Annotated in this window: 23 protein-coding genes; 6 read left to right on the forward strand and 17 right to left on the reverse strand. The window is 50.4% G+C overall.

What is annotated here, in order from left to right:
- Positions 1-6: 6 nt before the first annotated feature.
- The 5 genes from LLU09_RS01800 to LLU09_RS01820 all read right to left on the reverse strand — a co-directional run bounded on the left by LLU09_RS01800 (position 7) and on the right by LLU09_RS01820 (position 4,245).
- Entirely contained in the window at positions 7-1,638 is a 1,632-nt protein-coding gene (locus LLU09_RS01800; RefSeq protein WP_228310233.1) for a cytochrome c biogenesis protein ResB, read from the reverse strand.
- A gap of 12 nt (positions 1,639-1,650) precedes the next feature.
- Positions 1,651-2,211 carry a thiol-disulfide oxidoreductase ResA gene (resA, locus tag LLU09_RS01805; RefSeq protein ID WP_228310234.1) on the reverse strand — a complete coding sequence of 187 codons (561 nt, stop codon included), beginning with the start codon at positions 2,209-2,211 and terminating at the stop codon, positions 1,651-1,653.
- Positions 2,212-2,273: 62 nt separating this feature from the next.
- Entirely contained in the window at positions 2,274-2,999 is a 726-nt protein-coding gene (locus LLU09_RS01810) for a pseudouridine synthase (protein WP_228310235.1), read from the reverse strand.
- A 2-nt stretch (positions 3,000-3,001) separates the two neighbouring features.
- Positions 3,002-3,523, reverse strand: a complete 522-nt coding sequence (gene scpB, locus LLU09_RS01815; protein ID WP_228310236.1) for an SMC-Scp complex subunit ScpB — start codon at positions 3,521-3,523, stop codon at positions 3,002-3,004.
- Between the two features lie 8 nt (positions 3,524-3,531).
- On the reverse strand, positions 3,532-4,245 hold the full coding sequence (locus LLU09_RS01820) for a segregation and condensation protein A (protein WP_228310237.1): 714 nt from the start codon (positions 4,243-4,245) through the stop codon (positions 3,532-3,534).
- 31 nt (positions 4,246-4,276) lie between these two features.
- Here LLU09_RS01820 and LLU09_RS01825 point away from each other — a divergent pair, with 31 nt between their 5' ends.
- Entirely contained in the window at positions 4,277-4,810 is a 534-nt protein-coding gene (locus LLU09_RS01825; protein WP_228310238.1) for a DUF309 domain-containing protein, read from the forward strand.
- A gap of 79 nt (positions 4,811-4,889) precedes the next feature.
- On the opposite strand, the gene deoB is transcribed toward LLU09_RS01825, so the two are convergent.
- The 4 genes from deoB to LLU09_RS01845 form a co-directional block, all read right to left on the reverse strand.
- Positions 4,890-6,074, reverse strand: coding sequence for a phosphopentomutase (gene deoB, locus LLU09_RS01830; protein WP_040104698.1), 1,185 nt, complete (start codon positions 6,072-6,074; stop codon positions 4,890-4,892).
- Between the two features lie 8 nt (positions 6,075-6,082).
- Positions 6,083-6,973, reverse strand: coding sequence for a site-specific tyrosine recombinase XerD (xerD, locus tag LLU09_RS01835; protein ID WP_228310239.1), 891 nt, complete (start codon positions 6,971-6,973; stop codon positions 6,083-6,085).
- A 5-nt stretch (positions 6,974-6,978) separates the two neighbouring features.
- Positions 6,979-7,425, reverse strand: coding sequence for a ferric iron uptake transcriptional regulator (gene fur / locus LLU09_RS01840; protein ID WP_228310240.1), 447 nt, complete (start codon positions 7,423-7,425; stop codon positions 6,979-6,981).
- A gap of 86 nt (positions 7,426-7,511) precedes the next feature.
- Positions 7,512-8,063, reverse strand: coding sequence for an NUDIX hydrolase (locus tag LLU09_RS01845; protein WP_228310241.1), 552 nt, complete (start codon positions 8,061-8,063; stop codon positions 7,512-7,514).
- Positions 8,064-8,224: 161 nt separating this feature from the next.
- Between LLU09_RS01845 and LLU09_RS01850 the strand changes: the two genes are divergently transcribed.
- Both LLU09_RS01850 and LLU09_RS01855 read left to right on the forward strand, forming a co-directional pair.
- The gene (locus LLU09_RS01850; RefSeq protein WP_228310242.1) at positions 8,225-9,139 is read left to right on the forward strand and encodes an aldo/keto reductase; all 915 of its coding nucleotides are present in this window, start codon (positions 8,225-8,227) and stop codon (positions 9,137-9,139) included.
- Positions 9,136-10,056, forward strand: a complete 921-nt coding sequence (locus LLU09_RS01855; protein ID WP_228310243.1) for an alpha/beta hydrolase — start codon at positions 9,136-9,138, stop codon at positions 10,054-10,056. The genes LLU09_RS01850 and LLU09_RS01855 overlap by 4 nt, the downstream gene beginning before the upstream one ends.
- Here the strand turns inward: LLU09_RS01855 and LLU09_RS01860 are convergent.
- Positions 10,031-10,957 carry an MBL fold metallo-hydrolase gene (locus LLU09_RS01860; RefSeq protein WP_228310244.1) on the reverse strand — a complete coding sequence of 309 codons (927 nt, stop codon included), beginning with the start codon at positions 10,955-10,957 and terminating at the stop codon, positions 10,031-10,033. The two genes, LLU09_RS01855 and LLU09_RS01860, sit on opposite strands and share 26 nt — an antisense overlap.
- Positions 10,958-11,071: 114 nt before the next feature.
- On the opposite strand from LLU09_RS01860, the gene zwf reads away from it, so the two are divergent.
- Positions 11,072-12,556 carry a glucose-6-phosphate dehydrogenase gene (zwf, locus tag LLU09_RS01865; protein WP_228310245.1) on the forward strand — a complete coding sequence of 495 codons (1,485 nt, stop codon included), beginning with the start codon at positions 11,072-11,074 and terminating at the stop codon, positions 12,554-12,556.
- Between the two features lie 19 nt (positions 12,557-12,575).
- Positions 12,576-13,427 (forward strand): helix-turn-helix domain-containing protein, encoded by an 852-nt coding sequence (locus tag LLU09_RS01870; protein ID WP_228310246.1) that lies wholly within the window; start codon positions 12,576-12,578, stop codon positions 13,425-13,427.
- Positions 13,428-13,472: 45 nt separating this feature from the next.
- Here the strand turns inward: LLU09_RS01870 and gndA are convergent, their stop codons facing one another.
- Both gndA and LLU09_RS01880 read right to left on the reverse strand, forming a co-directional pair.
- Positions 13,473-14,876 carry an NADP-dependent phosphogluconate dehydrogenase gene (gene gndA, locus LLU09_RS01875; protein ID WP_228310247.1) on the reverse strand — a complete coding sequence of 468 codons (1,404 nt, stop codon included), beginning with the start codon at positions 14,874-14,876 and terminating at the stop codon, positions 13,473-13,475.
- Positions 14,873-16,003: a M20/M25/M40 family metallo-hydrolase gene (locus LLU09_RS01880; protein WP_228310248.1), complete on the reverse strand. Its 1,131-nt coding sequence runs from the start codon at positions 16,001-16,003 to the stop codon at positions 14,873-14,875. The genes gndA and LLU09_RS01880 overlap by 4 nt, the downstream gene beginning before the upstream one ends.
- 82 nt (positions 16,004-16,085) lie before the next feature.
- On the opposite strand from LLU09_RS01880, the gene prli42 reads away from it, so the two are divergent.
- A complete protein-coding gene (gene prli42 / locus LLU09_RS01885; protein WP_156956073.1) occupies positions 16,086-16,187 on the forward strand; it encodes a stressosome-associated protein Prli42 in 102 nt (33 codons plus the stop codon).
- Positions 16,188-16,228: 41 nt separating this feature from the next.
- Here the strand turns inward: prli42 and LLU09_RS01890 are convergent, their stop codons facing one another.
- The 5 genes from LLU09_RS01890 to lpdA form a co-directional block, all read right to left on the reverse strand.
- Positions 16,229-16,666: a BrxA/BrxB family bacilliredoxin gene (locus tag LLU09_RS01890; protein WP_040104689.1), complete on the reverse strand. Its 438-nt coding sequence runs from the start codon at positions 16,664-16,666 to the stop codon at positions 16,229-16,231.
- 92 nt (positions 16,667-16,758) lie between these two features.
- Positions 16,759-18,045, reverse strand: coding sequence for a dihydrolipoamide acetyltransferase family protein (locus LLU09_RS01895; protein WP_228310249.1), 1,287 nt, complete (start codon positions 18,043-18,045; stop codon positions 16,759-16,761).
- A 14-nt stretch (positions 18,046-18,059) separates the two neighbouring features.
- Positions 18,060-19,043 (reverse strand): alpha-ketoacid dehydrogenase subunit beta, encoded by a 984-nt coding sequence (locus LLU09_RS01900; protein ID WP_228310250.1) that lies wholly within the window; start codon positions 19,041-19,043, stop codon positions 18,060-18,062.
- Positions 19,036-20,031 (reverse strand): thiamine pyrophosphate-dependent dehydrogenase E1 component subunit alpha, encoded by a 996-nt coding sequence (locus LLU09_RS01905; RefSeq protein ID WP_304612931.1) that lies wholly within the window; start codon positions 20,029-20,031, stop codon positions 19,036-19,038. Before LLU09_RS01905 ends, LLU09_RS01900 begins: the two co-directional genes overlap by 8 nt.
- Before the next feature lie 13 nt (positions 20,032-20,044).
- The gene (gene lpdA, locus LLU09_RS01910) at positions 20,045-21,463 is read right to left on the reverse strand and encodes a dihydrolipoyl dehydrogenase (RefSeq protein ID WP_228310251.1); all 1,419 of its coding nucleotides are present in this window, start codon (positions 21,461-21,463) and stop codon (positions 20,045-20,047) included.
- Positions 21,464-21,466 lie beyond the last annotated feature (3 nt).

Below are 21,466 nucleotides of genomic sequence, written 5' to 3' on the forward strand. Positions count from 1 at the left end.
ATAATATTACTCCTTGTTTTTGTCTTTGTCCGCGTCATCCAGTTTGTCATTCACTGCTCCGAGTCCGTTGGATTCAAGAATCTCGTTGATCTCCCGCTTCATTCCGAAGTAATTCTTGTTGGTATGTGCAGCGAGCACCAGATTATCGTCCGCCTTGATCCATATTCTCCTATGATTGATATACGAACCGATGAACAGACCAATCAGGAAAATGATGAAACCTGTAGCGATGAAGGGTATGGTGAGGTCTTTCTTGAGTGTCAGCACGGTAGCTATATGTTCTTCCGCTTCCACGAACCGGATGCTGTAGTCATTGTCTTCTGTAATGTCGGTACTGTTCATGATCTGCAGCAGGCTGAGTTCGCTTTCTTCACCATCTGCAACTTCGAAGACGAATGCCGGATTTCTCGGTACCGGTGTGGCTGACACCAATGTACCATTATCATCGATTTCAAGAAAATCAGGAGAATAAGCCCTCATGTTGACCGACACTCCCTCAGCAATATCAAATGAACTTTCGGGATCGCTCAAGTTGACTGTGAAATGATCGCCGACTGTATTGCCATCCTCGTCTTCCAGCCGGAAGGTCATGGCCTTGAGCTGTGAGTTGTCGTAGCTCGACTGGTAGAGTTCATAGCTGCCGAAACGGTATGGATGGTTGACGCGGATGCTGTATTCATCCACAGCTTCGAGGTCTGGGGAGGACCCGACTATATCCGCACTGGAGTTTTCATAGAAGGTGATGTCGGTCTGATAGTTGCTTATGAGCATCGTATTGCTGCTCAGTGCCTCGTTGAAGACTTCACCTGCATCCTCATCATAAGTATCGAGGGTGAACGCTTCATTTTTGACATAGTACTGACCTTCCGTCGTCGGCAGCTCTTCCGTTTCACCCTCGGGAATATGGACGATTTCATCCACGTACATGCCCGGGAAGAACCTCAGCATGCTGCCGAAAAGCAGGATGATCAGTCCAGTGTGGTTGATGTATGGACCGTATCGGGAAAGACGCCCTTTCTCGAGCAGATAATTGTCGCCTTCCTGCCGGACCTTATAGCGCTTTTTCGAAAATGCATCGATGATGCTGCCGGTATCGTCAGGACGGTCTGTGTTTAGGAACAGCCTTTGTCTGCGGAAGAAACTGTCGTGCTTTTTGACACGCTGCTTGCTCAATGATTTGAACAGCGGCACGCCCCGGTCGATACTTGCAGCAATGATGGACAGCGCAAGCATGCCGTTCAGTATGAGGAACCACCATGAAGAATAGAGGTTGTGGAATCCAAGGGAATAGTATAGGTAGCCGAGGGTTCCGTAATTTTCCTGGTAATACTCAGCTGGGTCGACACCAAGCGGGATGAAGTATTCCTGAGGGAAGATCGTACCAATCGACGCCGCAATGGCGATGGCGAGTATGATGGAGACACCGACCTTGATTGAAGTGAAGAAGATCCAGATCTTGTCGAAGATGCTCTTCGATTTCGTCTTGGACCTTACCGCACTGCCATCATACCTCATCAGGTCTTTTATTTTGTTCTTGTCGTAATCACTGTTGATCATTTTGCCGCAGGACTGGCACAGCTGCGTTCCGGGCGGATTGACATGACCACAGGATTCACATTTTATTTCCTTTAGTTCCATTGCTGATTCATCCTATTCTGTGGATTCACTGATAAACGCATTGATATCATCATGAGTGAGCTGATATTCCTGCTTTTTGACGACGGTCCCCTCTTTGTTTACGGCGATCGTCGTCGGTAGTGGGCCGATATTATAGGCTTCGGTTACACTTTTTGACCGATCCAGTGCTATGGGGAATTCCAGGTTGGCATCGAGGCCCGACATGAACTGGCGGATCTGCTGTTCATTTTCGGCAACATTCACGGCGATTATTTCATAATCTTCATGGCCCTGTGTATAGATGTCATTCATATCCGGCATTTCCTCCCGGCAAGGTTTGCACCATGTGCCCCAGAAATTCAGGATGACGCCCTTATCTTCGGTCAGCTTGGAAAGCTGGATCTCTTCGCCTTCTAGTGTCGTCAGCTTGAAGTCCACGGCCTCATCGCCGACTTCGACGGCCTTCGTTCCTGAAGTCAGGTTGAACCACACTGTAACACCTATGAGTACGGTGATGGTCACGATGATGCTCACTCTGAGGATGTTGCGTGTACGTCCCTTCATATTTATCACCTGCCTGTCGTTCTGATTCATAAATTCAATTATATCATCTTATAAAATTGTCCTGTATGACAGTATTATGACAATTGCCGGGGTCAGGACGCTTTGGCGTTTGCGATCAGCTTCTTGACTTCATGCGGTTTGAGGAAACGGTACTCCCCCTCCCCGAGCCCATCAAGTGTAAGGAAGTCATAACTGATGCGGGTCAGTTTGATCACCTTTAGCCCGAAGTGTTCGAACATCCGCCTCACCTGACGGTTGCGCCCTTCATGTATCGTCAGTTCAAGGATCATCTGTCTGTCCTTCTTGTCACGGATGACCTTCACATCTGCCGGTGCCGTGACACCGTCTTCGAGACGGATGCCCTTGCGCATCTGCTTCTGTTCCTCACGCTTCAAGATGCCGTCGATCTTTACGCGGTATGTCTTCTTCATTTCATATTTCGGGTGGGTCATGTATTGGGTGAATTCCCCATCATTCGTCATGAGCAGGATGCCGGAAGTGTCATAGTCCAGGCGTCCTACTGGATACAAGCGGACATCCATCCGTTCGAATGCATCCACTACAGTACGGCGGCTCCTCTCGTCTTCAGCCGTCGAGATCTCACCTGCCGGTTTGTAGTAGAGTATATAGACCTTCTCCTCCTGGCTGATTGGTACACCATCGACTTCTATCTTGTCGTTCTGCGTCACTTTTGTCCCGAGCTCCGTGACCGTCTGGCCGTTGACCTTCACCCGGCCCTCCTCTATCATAACTTCTGCTTTTCTTCTTGAAGTGACACCGCTGTTTGCGATTGCCTTCTGTAATCTTACCTCTTCCATTGCTACTCCTCCTCTATACTTTCAAAAAATAAATCCATTTCTTCCTGTTCCAGGATATCCTTCTGGGTCGGCAGCGCCTCAAGCGATTCCAGACCGAACAGCTGCAGGAAGTGGCCGGTGGTCACAAAATGGGCGGCCCGCTCATCAGATATGCTCTTCTTCGCGATCAGCCCCTTGCCGAGAAGCGTGGAGACGGGACCATCGGATGCGACCCCCCTCATCATCTCTATATCGCTTCTTGATACGGGCTGGTTATAGGCGATGATTGACAGGACCTCCAGCGAAGCCTGTGACAGCTTCTGGCTGGGCCGGTCGTCCAGAATGCGCTGGATATACTTTTCCATTTCGGGGGTCGTCTGCAAAAAGTATCTGTCCCCGTGCCTCTGTATGGTGAGGTTTGGTCTGGAATACTCCCCGACCACCTTCTCGAGATGTGCCTTCGTAATCGGTACATGCATGATCAGCTGTTCCTCGGAAAGGCCGGCGTCCCCTGCAATATACAATAATCCTTCAATGATTTCCATCTTCTCCATTAGTCATACAGCCTTTCAATTTCAAAATCCTCATGGCCCCGTGGACGGATGGCCAGCTGGTTGTCCTTCACGAAATCCAGCAGCGTGATGAATACCGCCACGACTTTGGGCTTCGATTCCGAAAAGGTGAAGAGGTCCCGAAGCCCAAGGATCCTTTTTTCTTCAAATCGCTGCCGCAGGAATGACTCGGCAGCCTCCCGTGAGACCGATTCCCTTCTGACGGTGATGTTCCGTGGGCGGTCGATGGAGATCCTGTCCCTCACCTTCTGGTATGCCACCATTAGATCAGCAAGGGAGACTTCAAGCGGTGCGTCATCGTCCGCCTGCTCCTCGAAGACGTGGGGTGCCTTGATGTAGATCCTTTCATTCTGCTTCTTCAGCTCCGCCAGCTGTTCGGCATACTGCTTGTAGTTCTGGTATTCGATGAGCTGCTCCATCAGTGATTCCCGCGGGTCCTCATACTCCTCCTCCAGATGGGGCGGTTCAGGCAGGAGCATATGGCTCTTTATTTTCAGCAGTTCGCTGGCCATCACGAGGTATTCGCTCGCCACATTGATTTCCAGCTCTTTCATTTCGTCGATATATTCCATATACTGACGGGTGAGCGTCTTCATCGGTATGTCATAGATATCGATTTCCAGCTCTTTGATCAGATGAAGAAGAAGGTCCAGCGGTCCTTCGAATACATCCAGTTGTACTTTGTATCCATTCATAAAAATTACCTCGATATCAGGAGACGATAACATGAAACTGTTTCATCTTATAGATTTCTATAACGAACTCATTATAAAGCAAGATTACTTCGAATGCCATGAAATCATGGAGGCCACGTGGAAGTCGTCCCCCGCATTCTCCAAAAATGATGCAGAAGTGTTCTTTATTCTTCTTGCTACCGGAGAATACCATTACAGACGTGGGAATATCAACGGGGCGGTAAGGTCATACCGCCGTGCGCTGAAGCTCCATGAGGAGAACACCTATGATCTCGCTGCCCTCGGCATGGAGGAGGAACTCGTCGAAATGATGACCGCAAGGATGGAGAACATGGAAGATATGCCATTCCACCCCCTTGCCTATCCATTGACGGAGGACATGTGGCAAGCGCTGCACGAACACGGCGGCTATGGGCCGTCGTCGGATATTGAAGCTTTCAAGAGGTGGACGCGGGATCGGGTCGTCCAGGATGAAGAAATTGTCTATAAGCACCGACTGCGCGACCGTACAGATGTCCTCCTGGAGAGGGAAGCTGCCATCAAAAAAAGAAAACATCGGAAATGATGTTTTCTATAGAACAAGCACCCAGTAGACGAACCCCCATATCAGAGCAAGGAGTGCAACCAGGATGAAGGTGAAGTATTTATTCTTCATCTGATGAAATCTCCTTGAACAAGCTTTCGCCATGAGTATCATATTCAATTTTATAGTTTTCGGCGATGGTGGCTGCGATATCGCTGAAGGTACTGGAGTCCCTGAGTGGTCCGTACTGCATTTCCCGTCCTGTCTTCATCAGAAGCGGGACATTTTCACGTGTATGATCCGTACCGGTGTAGGTCGGGTCATTGCCGTGGTCTGCAGTGATGATCAGGAGGTCATCTTCACGAAGCTTCGATACGATTTCAGGCAGACGGTCATCGAAGGCCTTCAGTGCATTGCTGTAGCCTTCAGGATTCCTTCTATGGCCATAGAGCGCATCGAAATCGACCAGATTGAGGAATGACATGCCATTGAAATCCCTGTCCATCACTTCAAGCAGCTTGTCCACGCCATCTTCATTGTTCTTCGTACGTACCGAATCCGTGATGCCCGATCCTGTGAAGATGTCGTTGATCTTGCCTATTGCGATGACATCATTGCCGTTGTCCTCAAGCGCGTTGAGCACTGTGCGCCCGAAAGGTTCAAGTGCATAGTCATGCCTGTTTTCCGTACGTGTGAAGTTTTCACTGGAGTCGCCGACATATGGACGGGCGATCACCCTGCCCACGAGGAAATCGGGATCGGTCGTCATTGCGCGGACCTTTTCACATATGGTGTAGAGCTCATCAAGCGGAATCACATCTTCATGGGCCGCTATCTGCAGTACGGGGTCATTCGAAGTATAGACGATCAGATCCCCGGTCTTCATCTGGTGCTCACCATATTCCTTGATGATTTCCGTGCCGCTGGCAGGCTTGTTGCCGACGATGTCACGGCCCGTGGCTTCACGTATCCTGTCGAGCAGTTCTTCAGGGAACCCGTCAGGATAGACTTTGAATGGCTTCTTGATGTTCAGGCCGGCGATTTCCCAATGCCCTGTCATCGTATCCTTACCCTGGGAGACTTCACTCATTTTGCTGTAGAAGGCTTCCGGGGATTCCGGACATCCAAGGCCTGGAAGCGGATCGATGCATCCGAGCCCGAACTTCTCAAGGTTGGGCAGTTCTACCGGATGGCTCTCAAGCGTGTGCTTCAGCGTATGTGTGCCGGCATCGCCGAACTCGGCAGCGTCATGCTGGGCACCGATGCCAACCGAGTCGAGGACGATAAGGTGGATTCTTTTGAACATTGTATCTCCTACTTTCTTGGATGGAATTTTTTATACATTTCTCTTATTTTAACAGCAGAAATCTGCGTGTAGATCTGTGTTGTGCTGATGTCGGAGTGGCCCAGCATCTCCTGGACCGCTCGCAAGTCCGCGCCATTCTCAACCAGGTGTGTGGCGAAGGAGTGGCGGAAAGTGTGCGGTGTGATGTTCTTGCCGATGCCGCTGGCCAATTCATACTTCTTCACCGTTTTCCACAAACCCTGACGTGTGAAACCTCTGCCGCGATTTGTGATGAACAGCTCTTCTGCGTCATCATCCTTCAGCAGGGCCAGGCGTTCATTCGCTATATACTGTTCCAGCAGCTCCCCGACGAAGTCGGTGATCGGAACAATCCGCTCCTTGCTCCCCTTCCCCATAATGCGGATGTAGCCCATATCGGTATTGAGGTCCGAAGTCTTTATGTCTATCAGTTCACTCACCCGGAGGCCGGAGGCATATAGGAGTTCCATCATCGCCCTGTCCCTGATGCCTGCCACCGACTGGTCGGGGGTCGCGAGGAGGCGCTCCATCTCCTCCACCGTCAGATAGACCGGAAGCTTTTTTGCTTCTTTGATGGAATGCAGCCGGAGGGCCGGATTATGCGTCGTGATGCCATCATTGACCAGGAACTGATGGAAATTTTTGAGTGTCGACTGCATGCGCGAAATCGTCTTGGCACTCTTGCCCGCCTGCTTCAGTTCCTTCAGGAAGGTGATGAGCAGCTCAGTGTCGATCCGTGAAGGTTCGAGCGTTTTCCGCTCGGTCAGATATGCTTCATACTGGAGGAGGTCCTGGCGGTAGGAATTGATGGAGGACTGGCTCAGCCCCTTTTCGACACTCAGGAAAAGCAGGTACTCATCAATATGCCTTTTGAAATCCATATCCATTATTCCTTCTTGCTCTGGCAGTCGCCGCATATTCCATGGAAAGTAAGCCGGTGGTCGGTCACTTTGAAGTTATAGTCCTTTTCGACAATCTTCTCTACATCCTCCAGAAGGTCTTCTTCTATTTCCTCTACTGCTCCGCATTCCATGCAGACAAGGTGATGGTGGAAATGCTTCGCGCCCTCTTTCCTGAGATCATAACGGCTGACCCCATCGCCGAAGTTGATTTTGTCGAGAATCTTGAGTTCACTTAACAGCTCGAGTGTACGATAGACCGTAGCCAGCCCTATTTCAGGGTATTTGTCCTTCACTTTGAGAAAGATATCTTCGGCACTTAAGTGATCACGTTCATTCTCGAGCAGGACGCGTACAGTCACCTCCCTTTGGGGAGTGAGCTTGTAATGGGCCCCCTGAAGTGCTTCCTTGATCCTCTGAATCCGATTTTCCACGTGTTCACCTACTTTGTATGATAATCAAAAACATTATAACCAATTTATAATGTTTTTAAAAGTCCTTTGCGTCTTATTTAGAATTATTATAAATTATATGACGCTATTACATGCTGAACGGCGATGAGCGTCTTGGAATCCCTGAAGGCACCTTCCTGAAGCAGTTTCTTCAGGTCCTCTAGCCTTACCTTTACGATATCGAGGAATTCATCGTCATCAAGCGCCTGGGTTTCCATCGTCATATCCTTGGCTTCATACAGGTAGACGTACTCATTGGAGAATCCGGGGGAAACATAGAATTCCTGGACCTCTTCGAGTGTCCCGGCGATGCCTCCTATTTCTTCACGCAGCTCCTTCACCGCCGTTTCATGCGGCGCCTCCCCCACTTCGATCTTGCCGGCGGGAATCTCGAGCAGAAAGTCATCCGGAGCGACCCTGTACTGGCGGACGAAATACATCTCCCCCTCATGGACTGCGATGAGGGAGACGGCCCCTTTGTGATAGACGATCTCACGGTCTGCAGTCTGACCGTCAGGAAGCTTCACCCTGCTGTGGTCGACCTTGATGACATGCCCGTCAAAAATTCTGTTATTGGAAATGATCTCTTCTTTAAGATGGGAGTAATCATTATTCTCCATATTCATAAGCCTCTCCTTTTTATTGGTGCAGTTGCCTCTACAGTTAGTATATTACCATAGCGGGAAATAATCATATAGTATGGGCAAAAAGGTAAAATAATGCAAGAACCCGGCCAGTATTGGTATAATTCTAGATGACTAATTAATGGAGGCATGAACTTATGAGAAACATTCAGTTAAAAGATGGCATCAATATATCCGAACTTTCCCTTGGATGCATGAATCTGCCCTTGGACGACAGGACAGAGACCGAAAAGATCATCCGTTTCGCCCTGGAATCTGGAATCACCCACTTTGATACTGCAGACCTTTATCAGTTTGGGCAGAATGAAGAGGTCCTCGGCGAAGTGATGAAACAGTTCCGTTCCGACTACACATTCACAATCGGCACGAAAGGCGGCAATGAGTTCGATGCGGAAAAACAGGAGAAGATTGCATGGAACCCTTCCGCCAGCCATATCAAGAATGCGGTCAAGGATTCCCTCAAACGCCTCGGTGTCGAGTCGATCGACCTCTATCAGCTGCACGGCGGTACGATTGAAGATAATAAGGACGAAACCATATCCGCATTTGAGGACCTCAAGAAAGAGGGGCTGATCAAAAGCTACGGCATCTCCTCCATCCGCCTCAACGTCATCGACTATTATCTGAAGCACAGCAACATCTCAACGCTGATGATGCAGTTCAATCCGATAGACAACAGGCCGCTGGAAGTTGTCCGTAGCCTCGATGAGGATGTGAAGATACTTGCACGGGGGCCGGTGATGAAGGGACTGCTGAGTAGGAATTCCCGCAAGGTGCTCGATGACAAGTTTGCAGAGGGCGTGCTGGACTATTCGTATGACGAGCTGGAATCGGCCATCAGCAGACTCGGGCAGATCACTGCCGATCTCACTGCCCTTTCATACGCTTTCCTCCGCCATAACAACGCAGCAATCGTAAACGGTGTGAGCAGTCTCGCCCAGCTTGAGGACAATATGGAAAGCTACATGAATATGCCTGAGTTAACACAGGAGGAGTACAAAAACATCCTAGACGCGGTCAAATTGATCAGATATGAGGAGCACAGGGCATGAAATCCTTCATAAAGTGGCTGATTGCACTGGCCAGCTCCTTCATCATCCTTTTCACTTCGCTTGGCTACTATGCCTCAAGCCAGATCCTGTTCTTCAAGCTAAGGGATGTAGAAGTCATTAAAAGGCGCGAGACGCGGGCCAAGCGGTTGAACATGAAGGCCTTCCAGAGTCTGCCCCAGGACGACATCCTCATCCCATCCAAATTCGACTACAGCATCAATGCAGTCTTCGTCCATCCGAACGACACGAACAAATGGATGGTGCTGTGCCATGGTGTGACGGAAAACAAGATCAGTTCCATCAAATACCTCAACATGTTTACGGATATGGGGTACAACTGCGTCATTTATGACGCCAGGCGCCATGGGAACACGGGCGGCGTCCATTCGACATACGGCTTCTATGAAAAATATGATCTTGAAACCGTTGTGGACTACGTTTTCGACCATTACGGCCCGGATGTCGAAGTGGGCATCCACGGGGAGTCCATGGGTGCGGCAACGATGCTCCTCTATGCGGGAGAATTGTCCAACCGGGCAAAGTTCTATATTTCCGACGCATCCTTCTCTACTTTCGGGGACGAGCTGACGAACATATTCAGTCAGTATACGAAGATCGGATCTCCGCTGATCCTGATCTTTACGAATATATTTTTCCGCCTCAGAAGCAGGTTTTCACTATTCAAGGTCTCCCCGATCAGGGTCGTGGAAAAGATCGACCAGCCGGTGCTGTTCGTCCACTCGAAGCCGGACAAGTTCATCCCCTACACACATACTGAAGAACTGTACAAAAAGAAAAGGCCACCGAAGGCGGCCTGGTATCCGGAGCGCGGCGGACACGTCGAGAGCTACAACAAGAACCCCGAAAAGTACCGGAGGGTGGTTGAAAGTTTCATCGCGAATCACGTGGGATGGTGATTTCGAGGTAGTCATGCGCAATGACTGCACGGTCCCCCATCCTTTCCTCTACACTTTCCAGCATTTCGGCGTCATAGCGGTTGCTGATATGGACAAGGAGCAGCTGCCCATACGAAATGCGTGACAGGTTATTGAGCACATCATCTATTTCCGAGTGGAAATACTGGTGTGCTTTTTCCTTTTCCCCTTCAAGGTAGGTGGCTTCATGCACGATGAGGTCGGCGCCATCAAGAAGCTCCAGGTAGTCCGCCCTGTCGATGATTCGGGTATCGCCATGGACAGCGACCTTCCTTCCTTCAACCGGCGGGCTGAGGAAGTCTGCTGTAGCGTATGTCTCCCCTTCATGCTGAAAAGTCTGGGACTTCTTGATTTCCTTGTAGATAGGGCCCGGCATGATGCCGATGTCCTTCAGCTTGGTGCTGTCCAACGCCCCGAGCTTCTCAGGTTCGATGAAGACATACATGAAGCTGTCGACTGCATGGTCCAGCAGGTGGCTCTTCACAGTAAAGCCTTCCACTTCATATTCGCCGTCGTGGACGACCTCCACGAAACGAATGGGATAGTTGAGGTGGGAGCTGCTGATCCTGAATGTCACCTCGACCCATTCCTTGAGTCCAGGCGGTCCGTAGATGACTAGCGGGATGCCCTCCCCGCCCTGATGGGCACGGGAGGAAAGGAAGCCGGGCAGCCCGAATATATGGTCGCCATGCAGGTGCGTGATGAACACATGCTTTATCTTTGATGGCCTGATCGTCGTATTCAGTATCCTGTGCTGCAGGGCTTCCGAGGCGTCGATGAGGAAATACTGGTTGATCTCCTCGACCACATCCAGTACGAAACTTTGGGTATTTCTCGTTCTGGATGGAATGCCTGCGCCAGAACCTAGTACTTTGAATTTCATTCTATCACCTGTTTTTGAAATGTTGGTTCATTATATCATATTAAAGAGTTGTGTTTTTAGGAATACAGTGGAATAATGATAAAAGAAAAATTTTGACTAAAGGACTTGTTGGATATGACGACTCAACCATTTAAAGTAGCAATCGCATTGTTTGGAGCGACGGGCGACCTTTCACGGAGGAAGCTGCTCCCTTCCATCTTCCACCTCTTCCAGGAAGGTTCTTTGAAGGACGATTTTGCCCTGATTGCCGTCGGCAGGCGGGATATGGAGGATGCGGATTTCAGGGAAGTTGCCAGAAACTCCATCAACGACAATGACAAGCTTGAATCATTGGAGGGGCTCGAGGCATTCCTGCAACATATCCACTATGTGAAGGTCTCCGTCACGGATAGCGACAGTTATGCTGCGTTGAAGGAAAAATTCGATTCAGTCGAAAAAATGTACGATACTGCAGGAAACAGGCTGTTCTACTTGGCGATGCCGCCCCAATTCTTCACTGCTATTACAGACAGCCTGAGGATTTCAGGTGTGACGGAAACCGAAGGCTACAAGAAGCTGATCATCGAAAAGCCCTTCGGCAAGGATTACGAAAGTGCACACAGGCTGAATGAAGATATCTCCAAGTCGTTCAGGGAGCATGAAATCTTCCGTATCGACCACTATCTCGGCAAGGAGATGGTGCAGAATATAGAAGTCATCCGTTTCAGCAACAGCCTGTTCGAACCGTTGTGGAACAACCACTATGTATCCAACGTCCAGATCACCTCTTCCGAATCGCTCGGCGTGCTGGACCGCGGTGAATATTATGAGCGGAGCGGTGCAGTGCGCGATATGTTCCAGAACCACATGCTCCAGATCGTCTCCCTGCTCGGCATGGAGCCGCCGATCAGCCTGAATAGTGATGATATACGCGAAGAGAAGATCAAGGTGTTGAAAAGCCTGCGCAAAGTCGAAAAGAAGGACATCAACAAGTATTTTGTACGGGGCCAGTATGATGAGGGTACTGCAGAAGGTGAAGATGTCCCGGGATACCGGGAGGAAACTGACGTCAACAGCGTCTCCAACACGCCGACTTTCATAGCTGCGAGGCTGTTCATCGATAATTTCAGATGGGCAGGCGTCCCATTCTATGTCCGTACCGGTAAAAGGATGAGGAATAAGGAAACGAAGATTGTTGTGGAATTCAAGGAAGTCCCCAAAAATCTCTATTATCAGGATAATGCAGATGATGTACTTGCCAAAAACCTTCTGGTCATCCGGATCCAGCCGAATGAAAGCATCACACTGCACCTGAACGTCAAGGATCATGCAGGAGAGCAGGATACAAAAGAAATCAAACTTTCCTACTCCGTCGATAATCAGGAACTTTCAAGGACAGTGGATGCCTATGAGAACCTGATCTACGATTGTCTGGACGGAGATGCGACCAATTTCACCCATTATGAAGAACTGATGAACGCCTGGTCCTTCGTCGATCCGATCAATGAAGTATGGGAAAAGGATATTGCTCCTTTCCCGAACTACCGTTCAGGATCGGACGGCCCGGTCAAAAGCAACCTCCTTCTTTCCAAGGATGGATTCAAATGGTGGAACGTATAAGTGGAGAAGTGAGGATATAATGGAAACAGTTAATTTTGTCGAAAAGTTTATCATCTATATAGAAGATCACCTGCGTGAACGCATAGACTACGACCGGGTGCTTGAAGGCATGGGAGTGGAACCGAAATCGTTCATCACCATATTCACTTCACTCGCCGGTATGACGCCCTATGAATATCAGACACGCCGCAGGATGTCGGAGATCGCCCACGAATTGTATGCAGGCCACCTCCGGCTCATAGATATCGCAAAATATTATGGATACCGGGATATCGAATCATTCAAACATGAATATTTCAATGCCTTCGGTATTTCTCCATATGAGACGGAAAGGCAATTCAATACACTCGATCTGCAGGAGCGCATATCCTTTGAGGTGGTGCCTGTCGATTGTCCGAAGTATCCATCGAGAAGCGTCTATATGGACAGCTTCCGATTGGTTGGGTTCGTCAGGAGATTTTCCCTCGATGATTACAGGAGCGGGATGAAATATGACTTTCTTGCCTATCTCGAGGAGAATGACATGCTGAATGAACTGCTGAGATACAATGACGGTGCGGTAAAAGGCATCATTCTACATGAACGTTATGTCGATGAGGGGATGGAACTGACCGTCGGCGTCTCCTCCACCCTGGCCGGCCCTTTTGAAGAGACTTATACCGAGAGCAGTGAGTTCGTCATCTTCGAGTCCATGGGGAGCCCTCCAGAAGTGTCGGAAGACATATACAGGTACATCTTCCGCAGATGGCGTTTCAAAGAGGAGAAGGACCTCAACTGCAACTTCTCCATGGAAGTATTGAAAAGCAGGAATGACTTCGTTTCGGGTGATGCCAAAGTACAGGTGTGGCAGGCCCTATATCAGGATCTATAATAAAACCGTCGGTCCCCAATCAATGGGGACCGACGGTTTTTTGTACTACTGCCACTCCGTATGGAAAACGCCCGGCTTGTCGAGCCGTTCATATGTGTGGGCGCCGAAATAGTCGCGCTGTGCCTGGATCATGTTGCTTGAGACCCGCGCCTGCTTCATGCTGTCGAAGTAGGACAGTGCGCTCAGGAAGGCAGGCATCGGTATTTCATTTTCTATCGCATATATGCCGATGCGCCGCAGGCTCGGATGACTGGCGCTGACCACATCCCTGAAATAGTCATCCAGCAGCAGGTTGGTCAGTGCAGGGTCATTTTCGTATGCCCGGTTGATCTCCTCGAGGAACTGGGCACGTATGATGCACCCTTTTCGCCAGATCATGGATATTTCGCCAAGCTGAAGATTCCAATCATAGATTTCGCTCGCTTCACGAAGCAGCCTGAATCCCTGTGAATAGCTCATCAGTTTGCTGATGTACAGCGCCTGCTTCAAATCTTCCAGCACCGACTGCTTCTGGTCTTCGGACAGGCTTTTCATTTCACTCTGATAAGCTTCGCTGATGAGGGCACGTTCTTCTATCAGGCTCGAGAGGCATCTGACGAATACACTGTCGGTGATCAGCGAGAGCGGTATGCCGAGTTTCAGGCCTTCGATGCCCGTCCATTTTCCAGTCCCCTTCTGGCCCGCCTTATCTAGGATCAGATCGATGATATAGTTGCCGGATTCATCCTTGAACTCCAGTATACGTGCAGTGATTTCGATCAGGTAGCTGTTGAGGTCTCCCCTGTTCCATTCGTCGAATACTGCACTCATTTCATCATTCGACATATTGAGGCCGTGCTTCATGAAATAATAGCTTTCAGCAATCAGTTCCATATCTGCATATTCGATGCCGTTATGGATCATTTTGACGTAATGGCCGCTGCCATCCTCACCGATGTAGGTGACGCATGGTTTCCCGTCATCGGCTTTGGCAGCAATTTTCTCCAGTATGGCGCTGACGTTGTCATATGCCTGACGCTGTCCGCCAGGCATCAGGGAGGGACCATTCAAGGCGCCCTCTTCGCCACCGCTTACTCCCATGCCGATGAAGTTGATGCCCTCTTCAGTGAGCTGCATATTACGCCGCCGAGTGTTCTCATACTGTTCATTTCCCCCGTCGATCAGCGTGTCCCCCTCATCAAGGTACGGGGCGATCTGTTCGATGGTTTTATCCGTCACTTCCCCCGCTTTCACGAGAAGTAGGATGTTCCTCGGCTTCTTCAGGCTTTCAATGAATTTTTTCACTGAGGAGGCGATGTCCACATCCTCTTCCTTGAGTTCAATCATGCGGTTCTCCCTGACATCTTCGAAAAAGTCGAAAGTGACGACTTTGAAGCCGTTTCTCGACATGTTCTTTGCGATATTCGTCCCCATGACGCCAAGGCCGACTACTCCAATATCATAGATCATGCGTTCTGCTCCTTATCATTCTGGACTTTGATGATTTCAATGACCAGTTCAGTGATTTTGTGAAGTTCCTCTATCGGCATCTTCTCTTCAGTCGTATGAATGTTTTCATATCCAAGGCCGAGTATCGCCGTGTCCAGGCCAGCCCCGGCGAAGATATTGCCGTCGCTTCCCCCGCCCAGGCTGATCAGGTCGGGTCTGCGCCCGATATTCTCTATCGCCTGCACTGCCGTGCTGACCACTTCCGAGTCTTTGGAGGCTTTGAGAGCAGCATACATCACGTCTGAAGACACTTCTGCACGGCCACCCATATCTTCGGCGACCTTCTCGAAAGTTTCCTTCATATGCGCTGTCTGGGCCTCCATCTTCTCGTCATCGAGGCTTCTCGCTTCCCCAAGCAGGTAGACATAGTCCGTGACTACATTCGTCGCGCCGCCACCCTCAAACCGGCCGATGTTGGCAGTGGTCTCTTCATCGATGCGTCCGAGTTTCATCTGACTGATGGCACGGGCTGCGATATTGATGGCACTGACGCCGGTTTCCGGTGCAACACCTGCGTGGGCCGTCTTACCATGTATATGCGCTTCAATCTTGCTCTGGGTCGGTGCCGTGGTGACCACGGTGCCCACCTTGCCCGTGGAATCAATCGCATAACCGAACCTGCTCTTCAGCTGGGTGGCATCAAACGCTTTCGCGCCCACGAGTCCGGACTCCTCCCCAACGGTTATGACGATTTCGATGTCCCCATGGCGCATGCCGGATTCTTTGATATAATGGATGGCTTCGATGAGTGACGCAATCCCTGCCTTGTCATCCGATCCGAGGATCGTTGAACCATCGCTGACGATATAATCCCCATCGATGGATGGCTTCACGCCCACACCGGGCGCAACGGTATCCATATGGACTGTAAAGTAGATCGGTTCAGCCTTGGTGTTGTCTCCTTTGAGCCTGACGAGTATATTGCCCGCACCATACCCGGTTTTCTCCTGAGTATCATCTTCTTGGGCTTCGATACCCATATCTTTGAATTTTTTAAGAAGATAGTCGGCCATCTCCCTTTCATGGCCTGTTTCGGAATCAATCTGGACCATTTCCATAAATTGATCGACGAGTCTGTCCTTGTTCATAAATAGCTTCCTCCAATAGTTGAGTTGATTGTACAGTAGACGTGTATTATAATTAAAAGAGCAAATTTATAAGGATGGTTTTATGAACAACAAAAAAGTTCAGAAAGCAGTAATCTGGTTCATGATAATTCTCATTGTCATCTCCGGCCTGCTTTTCGGCGTCAGCATGCTGACAACAGTGTAACCAAATTAAAGAGGTCCCGCGGGACCTCTTTTTTTCGTTCATCAGATTTCTTTGCCGTGTTCTTCGAACCATGCCTGCAGGTTGGTAATGACACTCATCGTTTCATGCCCTTCAATTTCGTGCCTCTCGATCATATCCACAATTTTGCCATCCTTGAAGAGGGCAAATGATGGAGAGGACGGGAGGTATTCAGGCGCCTTTTCCCTGACATGTTCAGTCGCTTCCTTGTCCTGACCGGCAAATACAGTGAGCAGCTGGTCCGGCAGTTTATCGTAATTAAGGGCGTGTTTGGCAGCCGGACGAGCGATGCCACCGGCACAGCCGCATACTGAGTTGACCATTACGAGTGCCGTGCCTTCTTTTGAAAGGTGCTGGTCCACCTCTTCAGGTGTAGTCAGTTCCGTATAGCCAGATTCCTTCATTTCGCTTCTTGCCTGGCTCACGACATCATTCATATACATATTGAAATCCATATTCATTATAAAAACTCCTTTTGAAACAGCCCCATGGAGAGGATGCGATTTCAGTTCCTTGTATTCAATTCTATAGCGGATGAGAGGTTTTGTAAAGTCTAGTAGATCGAAGTCGTTTCGACGGAATACGCTTCAATCCTCTCTTTGACGGCTTTCAGGAACTGGCCTGCCACCAGACCGTCCAGAATGCGGTGGTCGATGGACAGGCAGAGGTTGACCATATGCCTGACGGCAATCATATCATCAATGATGACCGGCTTCTTGACGATCGATTCAACCTGCAGGATGGCAGCCTGGGGATGGTTGATGATTCCCATGGACTGTACGGAACCGAAGGCACCGGTATTGTTCACTGTGAAGGTTCCCCCTGCCATGTGCTCCTGTGTGAGTTTATGGCTGCGCCCGAGCGCTGCAAGTTCCCCCACCTGCTTGGCGATTCCCTTGATGGAGAGGTCGTCGGCATTCCGTATGACCGGCACATAGAGTTTATCATCGCCGGCTACGGCGATGGAGATGTTGATGTCCTTGTTGAGGACGATCTTATCTCCCTGCCACGAGCTGTTCAGCATCGGATATTCCTTCAATGTTTCGGCGACAGCCTTGACGAAGAAGCTGAAGAACGTGAGATTGAATCCCTCCCGCTCCTTGAAGGCGGATTTATGGCTGTTGCGGACATTCACCAGGTTGGTGGCATCCACCTCCATCATCAGCCATGCATGGGGGATCTCCTGGCTGGACTGCACCATCTTGTTGGCGACAGCCTTCCTGACACCGGTCACCGGTATTTCGTCCCCCGCCATTATATTCCCGGAAGCTGGCGCAGGGTCTGCCTGCTGATCAGTGGAAGGCGCTGCCTTCGTCTCTGTTCCGGCGGTCACGGGACCTGCTTCAATCGTCTTCAGAACATCCTTCTTCGTAATACGTCCTTCAAACCCTGTACCTTCAATCGTATTGAGGTCGAGGTCATGCTCCTCGGCCAATCGCATCACTACAGGGGAAATTCTTGTTTTGGCCTTCTTCTGGGCACCCTTTTCCACTTTGCTTGTGGAGGATGGTGCGTCCTCCTGATTTTCATCGGATGACGGGGCCGCCTCTTCAGGCGCCGTGACGCTACCTTCATCCTCGTCAGCTTTTCCGGCCTCACCAGCACCATCCGTCTCCATCAGGCATACCGGGGTACCGACTTCAACGGTATCCCCTTCCGCCACAAGGAGTTCCTTGATCGTGCCCTCGAATACGGAAGGCACTTCCGCGGTCACCTTGTCGGTGATGACTTCACACAGGGGATCATATTCCTCGACCGTATCCCCGGGCTGGACCAGCCATTTTTCAATGGTCCCTTCTGTAACACTTTCGCCGAGCTTCGGCATCAGCACTTCTTCCATAGGTTTCGTCCTCCTTAATGCTCCGCGAGCTCTTTCATTTTGGCTTCTATCTTATCAGGGTTGATCATGAAGAAATCTTCCATTGGTGGCGCATAAGGCATGGTAGGAACATCCGGCCCTGCGAGCCTCATTATAGGTGCATCGAGGTCATACAGGCAGTTTTCTGCGATGATCGCAGCCACTTCACTGATGATGCTTCCCTCAAGGTTATCCTCGGTAACGAGCAGAACCTTTCCTGTCTTGGAAGCTGCCTCGATGATGCCTTCCTTATCGAGTGGATAGACAGTTCTAAGGTCGAGCACTTCTGCTTCATATCCATCCTTCGACAGGCGCTCTGCTGCCTGCAGGGCATAGTTGACACAGAGGCCATATGTAATGACCGTGATGTCGTCCCCTTCCCTTTTGACGTCCGCTTTGCCGATCGGCACGGTATAGTCGCCTTCAGGCACCTCTTCCTTGAGAAGACGGTAGGCTTTCTTGTGTTCGAAGAACAGCACCGGGTCGTTGTCCCTGATTGCCGAAATCAGGAGCCCCTTCGCATCGGATGGCGTGGATGGAATCACGACCTTCAGTCCAGGAGTTGAAGCGAAGATGGCCTCAACGGACTGGGAATGGTAGAGTGCACCGTGGATACCGCCGCCGAAAGGTGCACGGATGACCATTGGACAGTTCCAGTCGTTATTGGAACGGTATCTGATCTTCGCCGCCTCACTCAGTATCTGATTCGTTGCGGGCAGTATATAGTCTGCAAACTGAATTTCCGCCACAGGTCTTTTCCCCATCATTGCAGCACCGATGCTGGTGCCGACGATATTCGATTCAGCGAGTGGTGTATCCAGGCAGCGCATCGCACCGTATTTTTCCTGGAGACCGGCAGTGACCTTGAAGACGCCGCCTTTCTTGCCGACGTCCTCACCGAGGACGAACACACTTTCATCCTGGCCCATTTCGTAGTCGAGCGCCTGATGTATTGCCTGCAAATAAGAAATTTTAGCCATGGTGAACCTCCTCATAAACATGCGTCAAGGCTTCTTCAGGTTTCGGGTAAGGTGCTTTTTCAGCAGCTTTTGTCGCATCGGTGACGATTGCCTTCGCCTCTTTTTCCAAGGCTTCGAACCATGCCTCATCTGCAACGCCGTGCTCAAGGATGTATGACCTGAATTTGACCAGGCAATCCGATTCCTTCATGGTCTCGCGCTCTTCCTTCTCCCGATAGCTGTCATCATCGTCGGAGGAATGGGCAGTCAATCGTGTGGACATCGCTTCGATGAGGGTGGCGCCTTCTCCATTGACAGCACGCTCCCTGGCTTCTTTGACAGCCTTGTATACGGCAATCGGATCATTGCCGTCAATATGCTCTCCATGCATGCCGTATCCAAGTGCACGATCTGACAGTTTTTCAGCGCCATACTGGAGTTCACGGGGCACGCTGATTGCATAATCATTATTTTCGATGATGCAGATGAAGGGCAGGTCATGTACACCGGCAAAATTCAGGCCTTCATGGAAATCCCCCTGGTTCGAAGAACCTTCCCCGAGTGTAGTCAGAGCCACCCGCTTCTCATCGTCCATCTTGAATTTGAAACTTGCACCGACTGCGTGCAGGAGTTGCGTTGTTACACTCGAGCCTTGTGTCATGATGTTGCAGGATTTTTTACTGAAGTGCGAAGGCATCTGCTTTCCACCACTGGAGATGTCGCCCTTCTTGGCAAAAGCGGACAACATCGTTTCCTCTGCGGTCATCCCAAAATGCGTAACGAGCGCAAGGTCCCTGTAGTATGGGCTGATGATGTCCACTTCCCGATCAAGCGCATATCCCGCGCCCACCTGTGTCGCCTCCTGACCTTGGCATGAAATGACGAACGGAAGTTTACCCGCACGGTTGAGCAGCCACATCCTCTCGTCAATTTTTCTGGCAAGGTGCATCGTACGATACATTTCTTTCAGATCCTCTGATTCGAGGCCCGCTTCTTTATAATCCAACAATGTAGTGTCCTCCTTATACATGGATACCAATTCCTTCCGCATCAAGGCCGAGCTCCATCAGCACTTCCCCTATGGAAGGGTGGGCATGGGTGGCGCTGCCGACTTCAAGTGCCGATGCATCGAGAAATTTGGCCAGAGCCGCTTCGTTGATCAATTCGGTGGCTCCGGGGCCTATAAGGGATAGGCCGAGTATATCCTTTGCTTCCGGTTCTACGAGCATTTTACCAAATCCTTTTCCGCCATGGGCAATCACCGCTTTTCCCACCGCTGCAAACGGCACCTTATGTACGGAATATTCCATACCTGCCTCTTTGAGCTCCTTCTCCGTCCTTCCGATTGAAGCGACTTCAGGATGAGTATATATGCATCGTGGAACAGTAGTATAGTCAAGCGTGTATGGGCGTTTCTCGGCCATATGTTCGACTGCAATGACTGCTTCCTTGGTGGCCACATGGGCAAGCTGCAGATTGCCGATGGCATCCCCTACAGCATAGATGTTCGCATCCTTCGTCTGATAGTATTCATTGGTGGAGATGTAACCGCCATCAAGCTGTATCTTCGTATTGCCAAGACCGAGGTCTTCAGTGTTCGGAGCCCGGCCGATGGCGACCAGTGCCTTGTCGAAGGTATCTTCCCCTTCATCGAAATGGAGCGTGATGGCATCTTCTCCTTTGCTGATGCGGTCCTCATCCAGGGCCGTGCCGACCCTGAAAGTGACACCTTCAGCTTCGAGCGCTTTTTTCAATGCGCCGGCAAGATCCTTATCCTCATGCGGAATGATCTGGTTCCCTGCTTCGACCACAGTGACATGTGACCCGAGATCGGTCAGTATGCTCGCAAATTCAAGACCGATGACACCTCCACCGATGATCACCATCCTGGAAGGGATGTGATCGAGTGTCATCATGTCATCGCTTGAAAGTACGAGGGAACCATCGAATGGAAGGAACGGCAATGGCCGCGGTTGTGATCCCGTCGCAACCAGCACATGCTGGTTGATGAGGATTTCACTCTCCGCATCCTCGTCTTCGGGGTGTTCGACCGCCACGGTACCTGCCATCGGAGAGAATATGGAGGGTCCGAGTATGCGTCCATGGCCATTGAAGACATCCACCTTATGCTTCTTCATGAGATGTCTGACCCCGTTGTACATCTGATCGACCACTTCCTGTTTCCGCTCCTGCACCTTTCCCATATCGATTTCAGGCTCGACAGAACCTATGCCGAAGATGCCGGCATGCTTCATTGTATTGGCAACCTCCGCAGATTTGAGCATGCTTTTCGTGGGTATGCAGCCCTTATGGAGACATGTGCCCCCGAGCTTCTCCTTTTCGACGACTGCCGTCTTCATGCCGAGCTGGCTCGCCTTGATGGCTGCAACATAGCCGGCAGTCCCGCCGCCCAGTATGACCAGGTCATATTCGTATGCCATTAT

The organism is Salinicoccus sp. RF5 (assembly GCF_020786625.1).
Taxonomy (GTDB): domain Bacteria; phylum Bacillota; class Bacilli; order Staphylococcales; family Salinicoccaceae; genus Salinicoccus.

What these genes read in the sequence shown, in the direction of transcription:
- LLU09_RS01900 (WP_228310250.1), bottom strand. Translation starts at nt 19,043, where the DNA reads ATGGCTAAAATTTCTTATTTGCAGGCAATACATCAGGCGCTCGACTAC.
- prli42 (WP_156956073.1), top strand. Translation starts at nt 16,086, where the DNA reads ATGAACAACAAAAAAGTTCAGAAAGCAGTAATCTGGTTCATGATAATT.
- LLU09_RS01855 (WP_228310243.1), top strand. Translation starts at nt 9,136, where the DNA reads ATGAAATCCTTCATAAAGTGGCTGATTGCACTGGCCAGCTCCTTCATC.
- scpB (WP_228310236.1), bottom strand. Translation starts at nt 3,523, where the DNA reads ATGGAAATCATTGAAGGATTATTGTATATTGCAGGGGACGCCGGCCTT.
- LLU09_RS01895 (WP_228310249.1), bottom strand. Translation starts at nt 18,045, where the DNA reads ATGGAAGAAGTGCTGATGCCGAAGCTCGGCGAAAGTGTTACAGAAGGG.
- LLU09_RS01870 (WP_228310246.1), top strand. Translation starts at nt 12,576, where the DNA reads ATGGAAACAGTTAATTTTGTCGAAAAGTTTATCATCTATATAGAAGAT.
- LLU09_RS01860 (WP_228310244.1), bottom strand. Translation starts at nt 10,957, where the DNA reads ATGAAATTCAAAGTACTAGGTTCTGGCGCAGGCATTCCATCCAGAACG.
- LLU09_RS01800 (WP_228310233.1), bottom strand. Translation starts at nt 1,638, where the DNA reads ATGGAACTAAAGGAAATAAAATGTGAATCCTGTGGTCATGTCAATCCG.
- xerD (WP_228310239.1), bottom strand. Translation starts at nt 6,973, where the DNA reads ATGGATTTCAAAAGGCATATTGATGAGTACCTGCTTTTCCTGAGTGTC.
- lpdA (WP_228310251.1), bottom strand. Translation starts at nt 21,463, where the DNA reads ATGGCATACGAATATGACCTGGTCATACTGGGCGGCGGGACTGCCGGC.
- gndA (WP_228310247.1), bottom strand. Translation starts at nt 14,876, where the DNA reads ATGATCTATGATATTGGAGTAGTCGGCCTTGGCGTCATGGGGACGAAT.
- resA (WP_228310234.1), bottom strand. Translation starts at nt 2,211, where the DNA reads ATGAATCAGAACGACAGGCAGGTGATAAATATGAAGGGACGTACACGC.
- LLU09_RS01845 (WP_228310241.1), bottom strand. Translation starts at nt 8,063, where the DNA reads ATGGAGAATAATGATTACTCCCATCTTAAAGAAGAGATCATTTCCAAT.
- LLU09_RS01825 (WP_228310238.1), top strand. Translation starts at nt 4,277, where the DNA reads ATGAAACTGTTTCATCTTATAGATTTCTATAACGAACTCATTATAAAG.
- LLU09_RS01810 (WP_228310235.1), bottom strand. Translation starts at nt 2,999, where the DNA reads ATGGAAGAGGTAAGATTACAGAAGGCAATCGCAAACAGCGGTGTCACT.
- LLU09_RS01880 (WP_228310248.1), bottom strand. Translation starts at nt 16,003, where the DNA reads ATGAACAAGGACAGACTCGTCGATCAATTTATGGAAATGGTCCAGATT.
- LLU09_RS01850 (WP_228310242.1), top strand. Translation starts at nt 8,225, where the DNA reads ATGAGAAACATTCAGTTAAAAGATGGCATCAATATATCCGAACTTTCC.
- LLU09_RS01820 (WP_228310237.1), bottom strand. Translation starts at nt 4,245, where the DNA reads ATGAATGGATACAAAGTACAACTGGATGTATTCGAAGGACCGCTGGAC.
- zwf (WP_228310245.1), top strand. Translation starts at nt 11,072, where the DNA reads ATGACGACTCAACCATTTAAAGTAGCAATCGCATTGTTTGGAGCGACG.
- deoB (WP_040104698.1), bottom strand. Translation starts at nt 6,074, where the DNA reads ATGTTCAAAAGAATCCACCTTATCGTCCTCGACTCGGTTGGCATCGGT.
- LLU09_RS01890 (WP_040104689.1), bottom strand. Translation starts at nt 16,666, where the DNA reads ATGAATATGGATTTCAATATGTATATGAATGATGTCGTGAGCCAGGCA.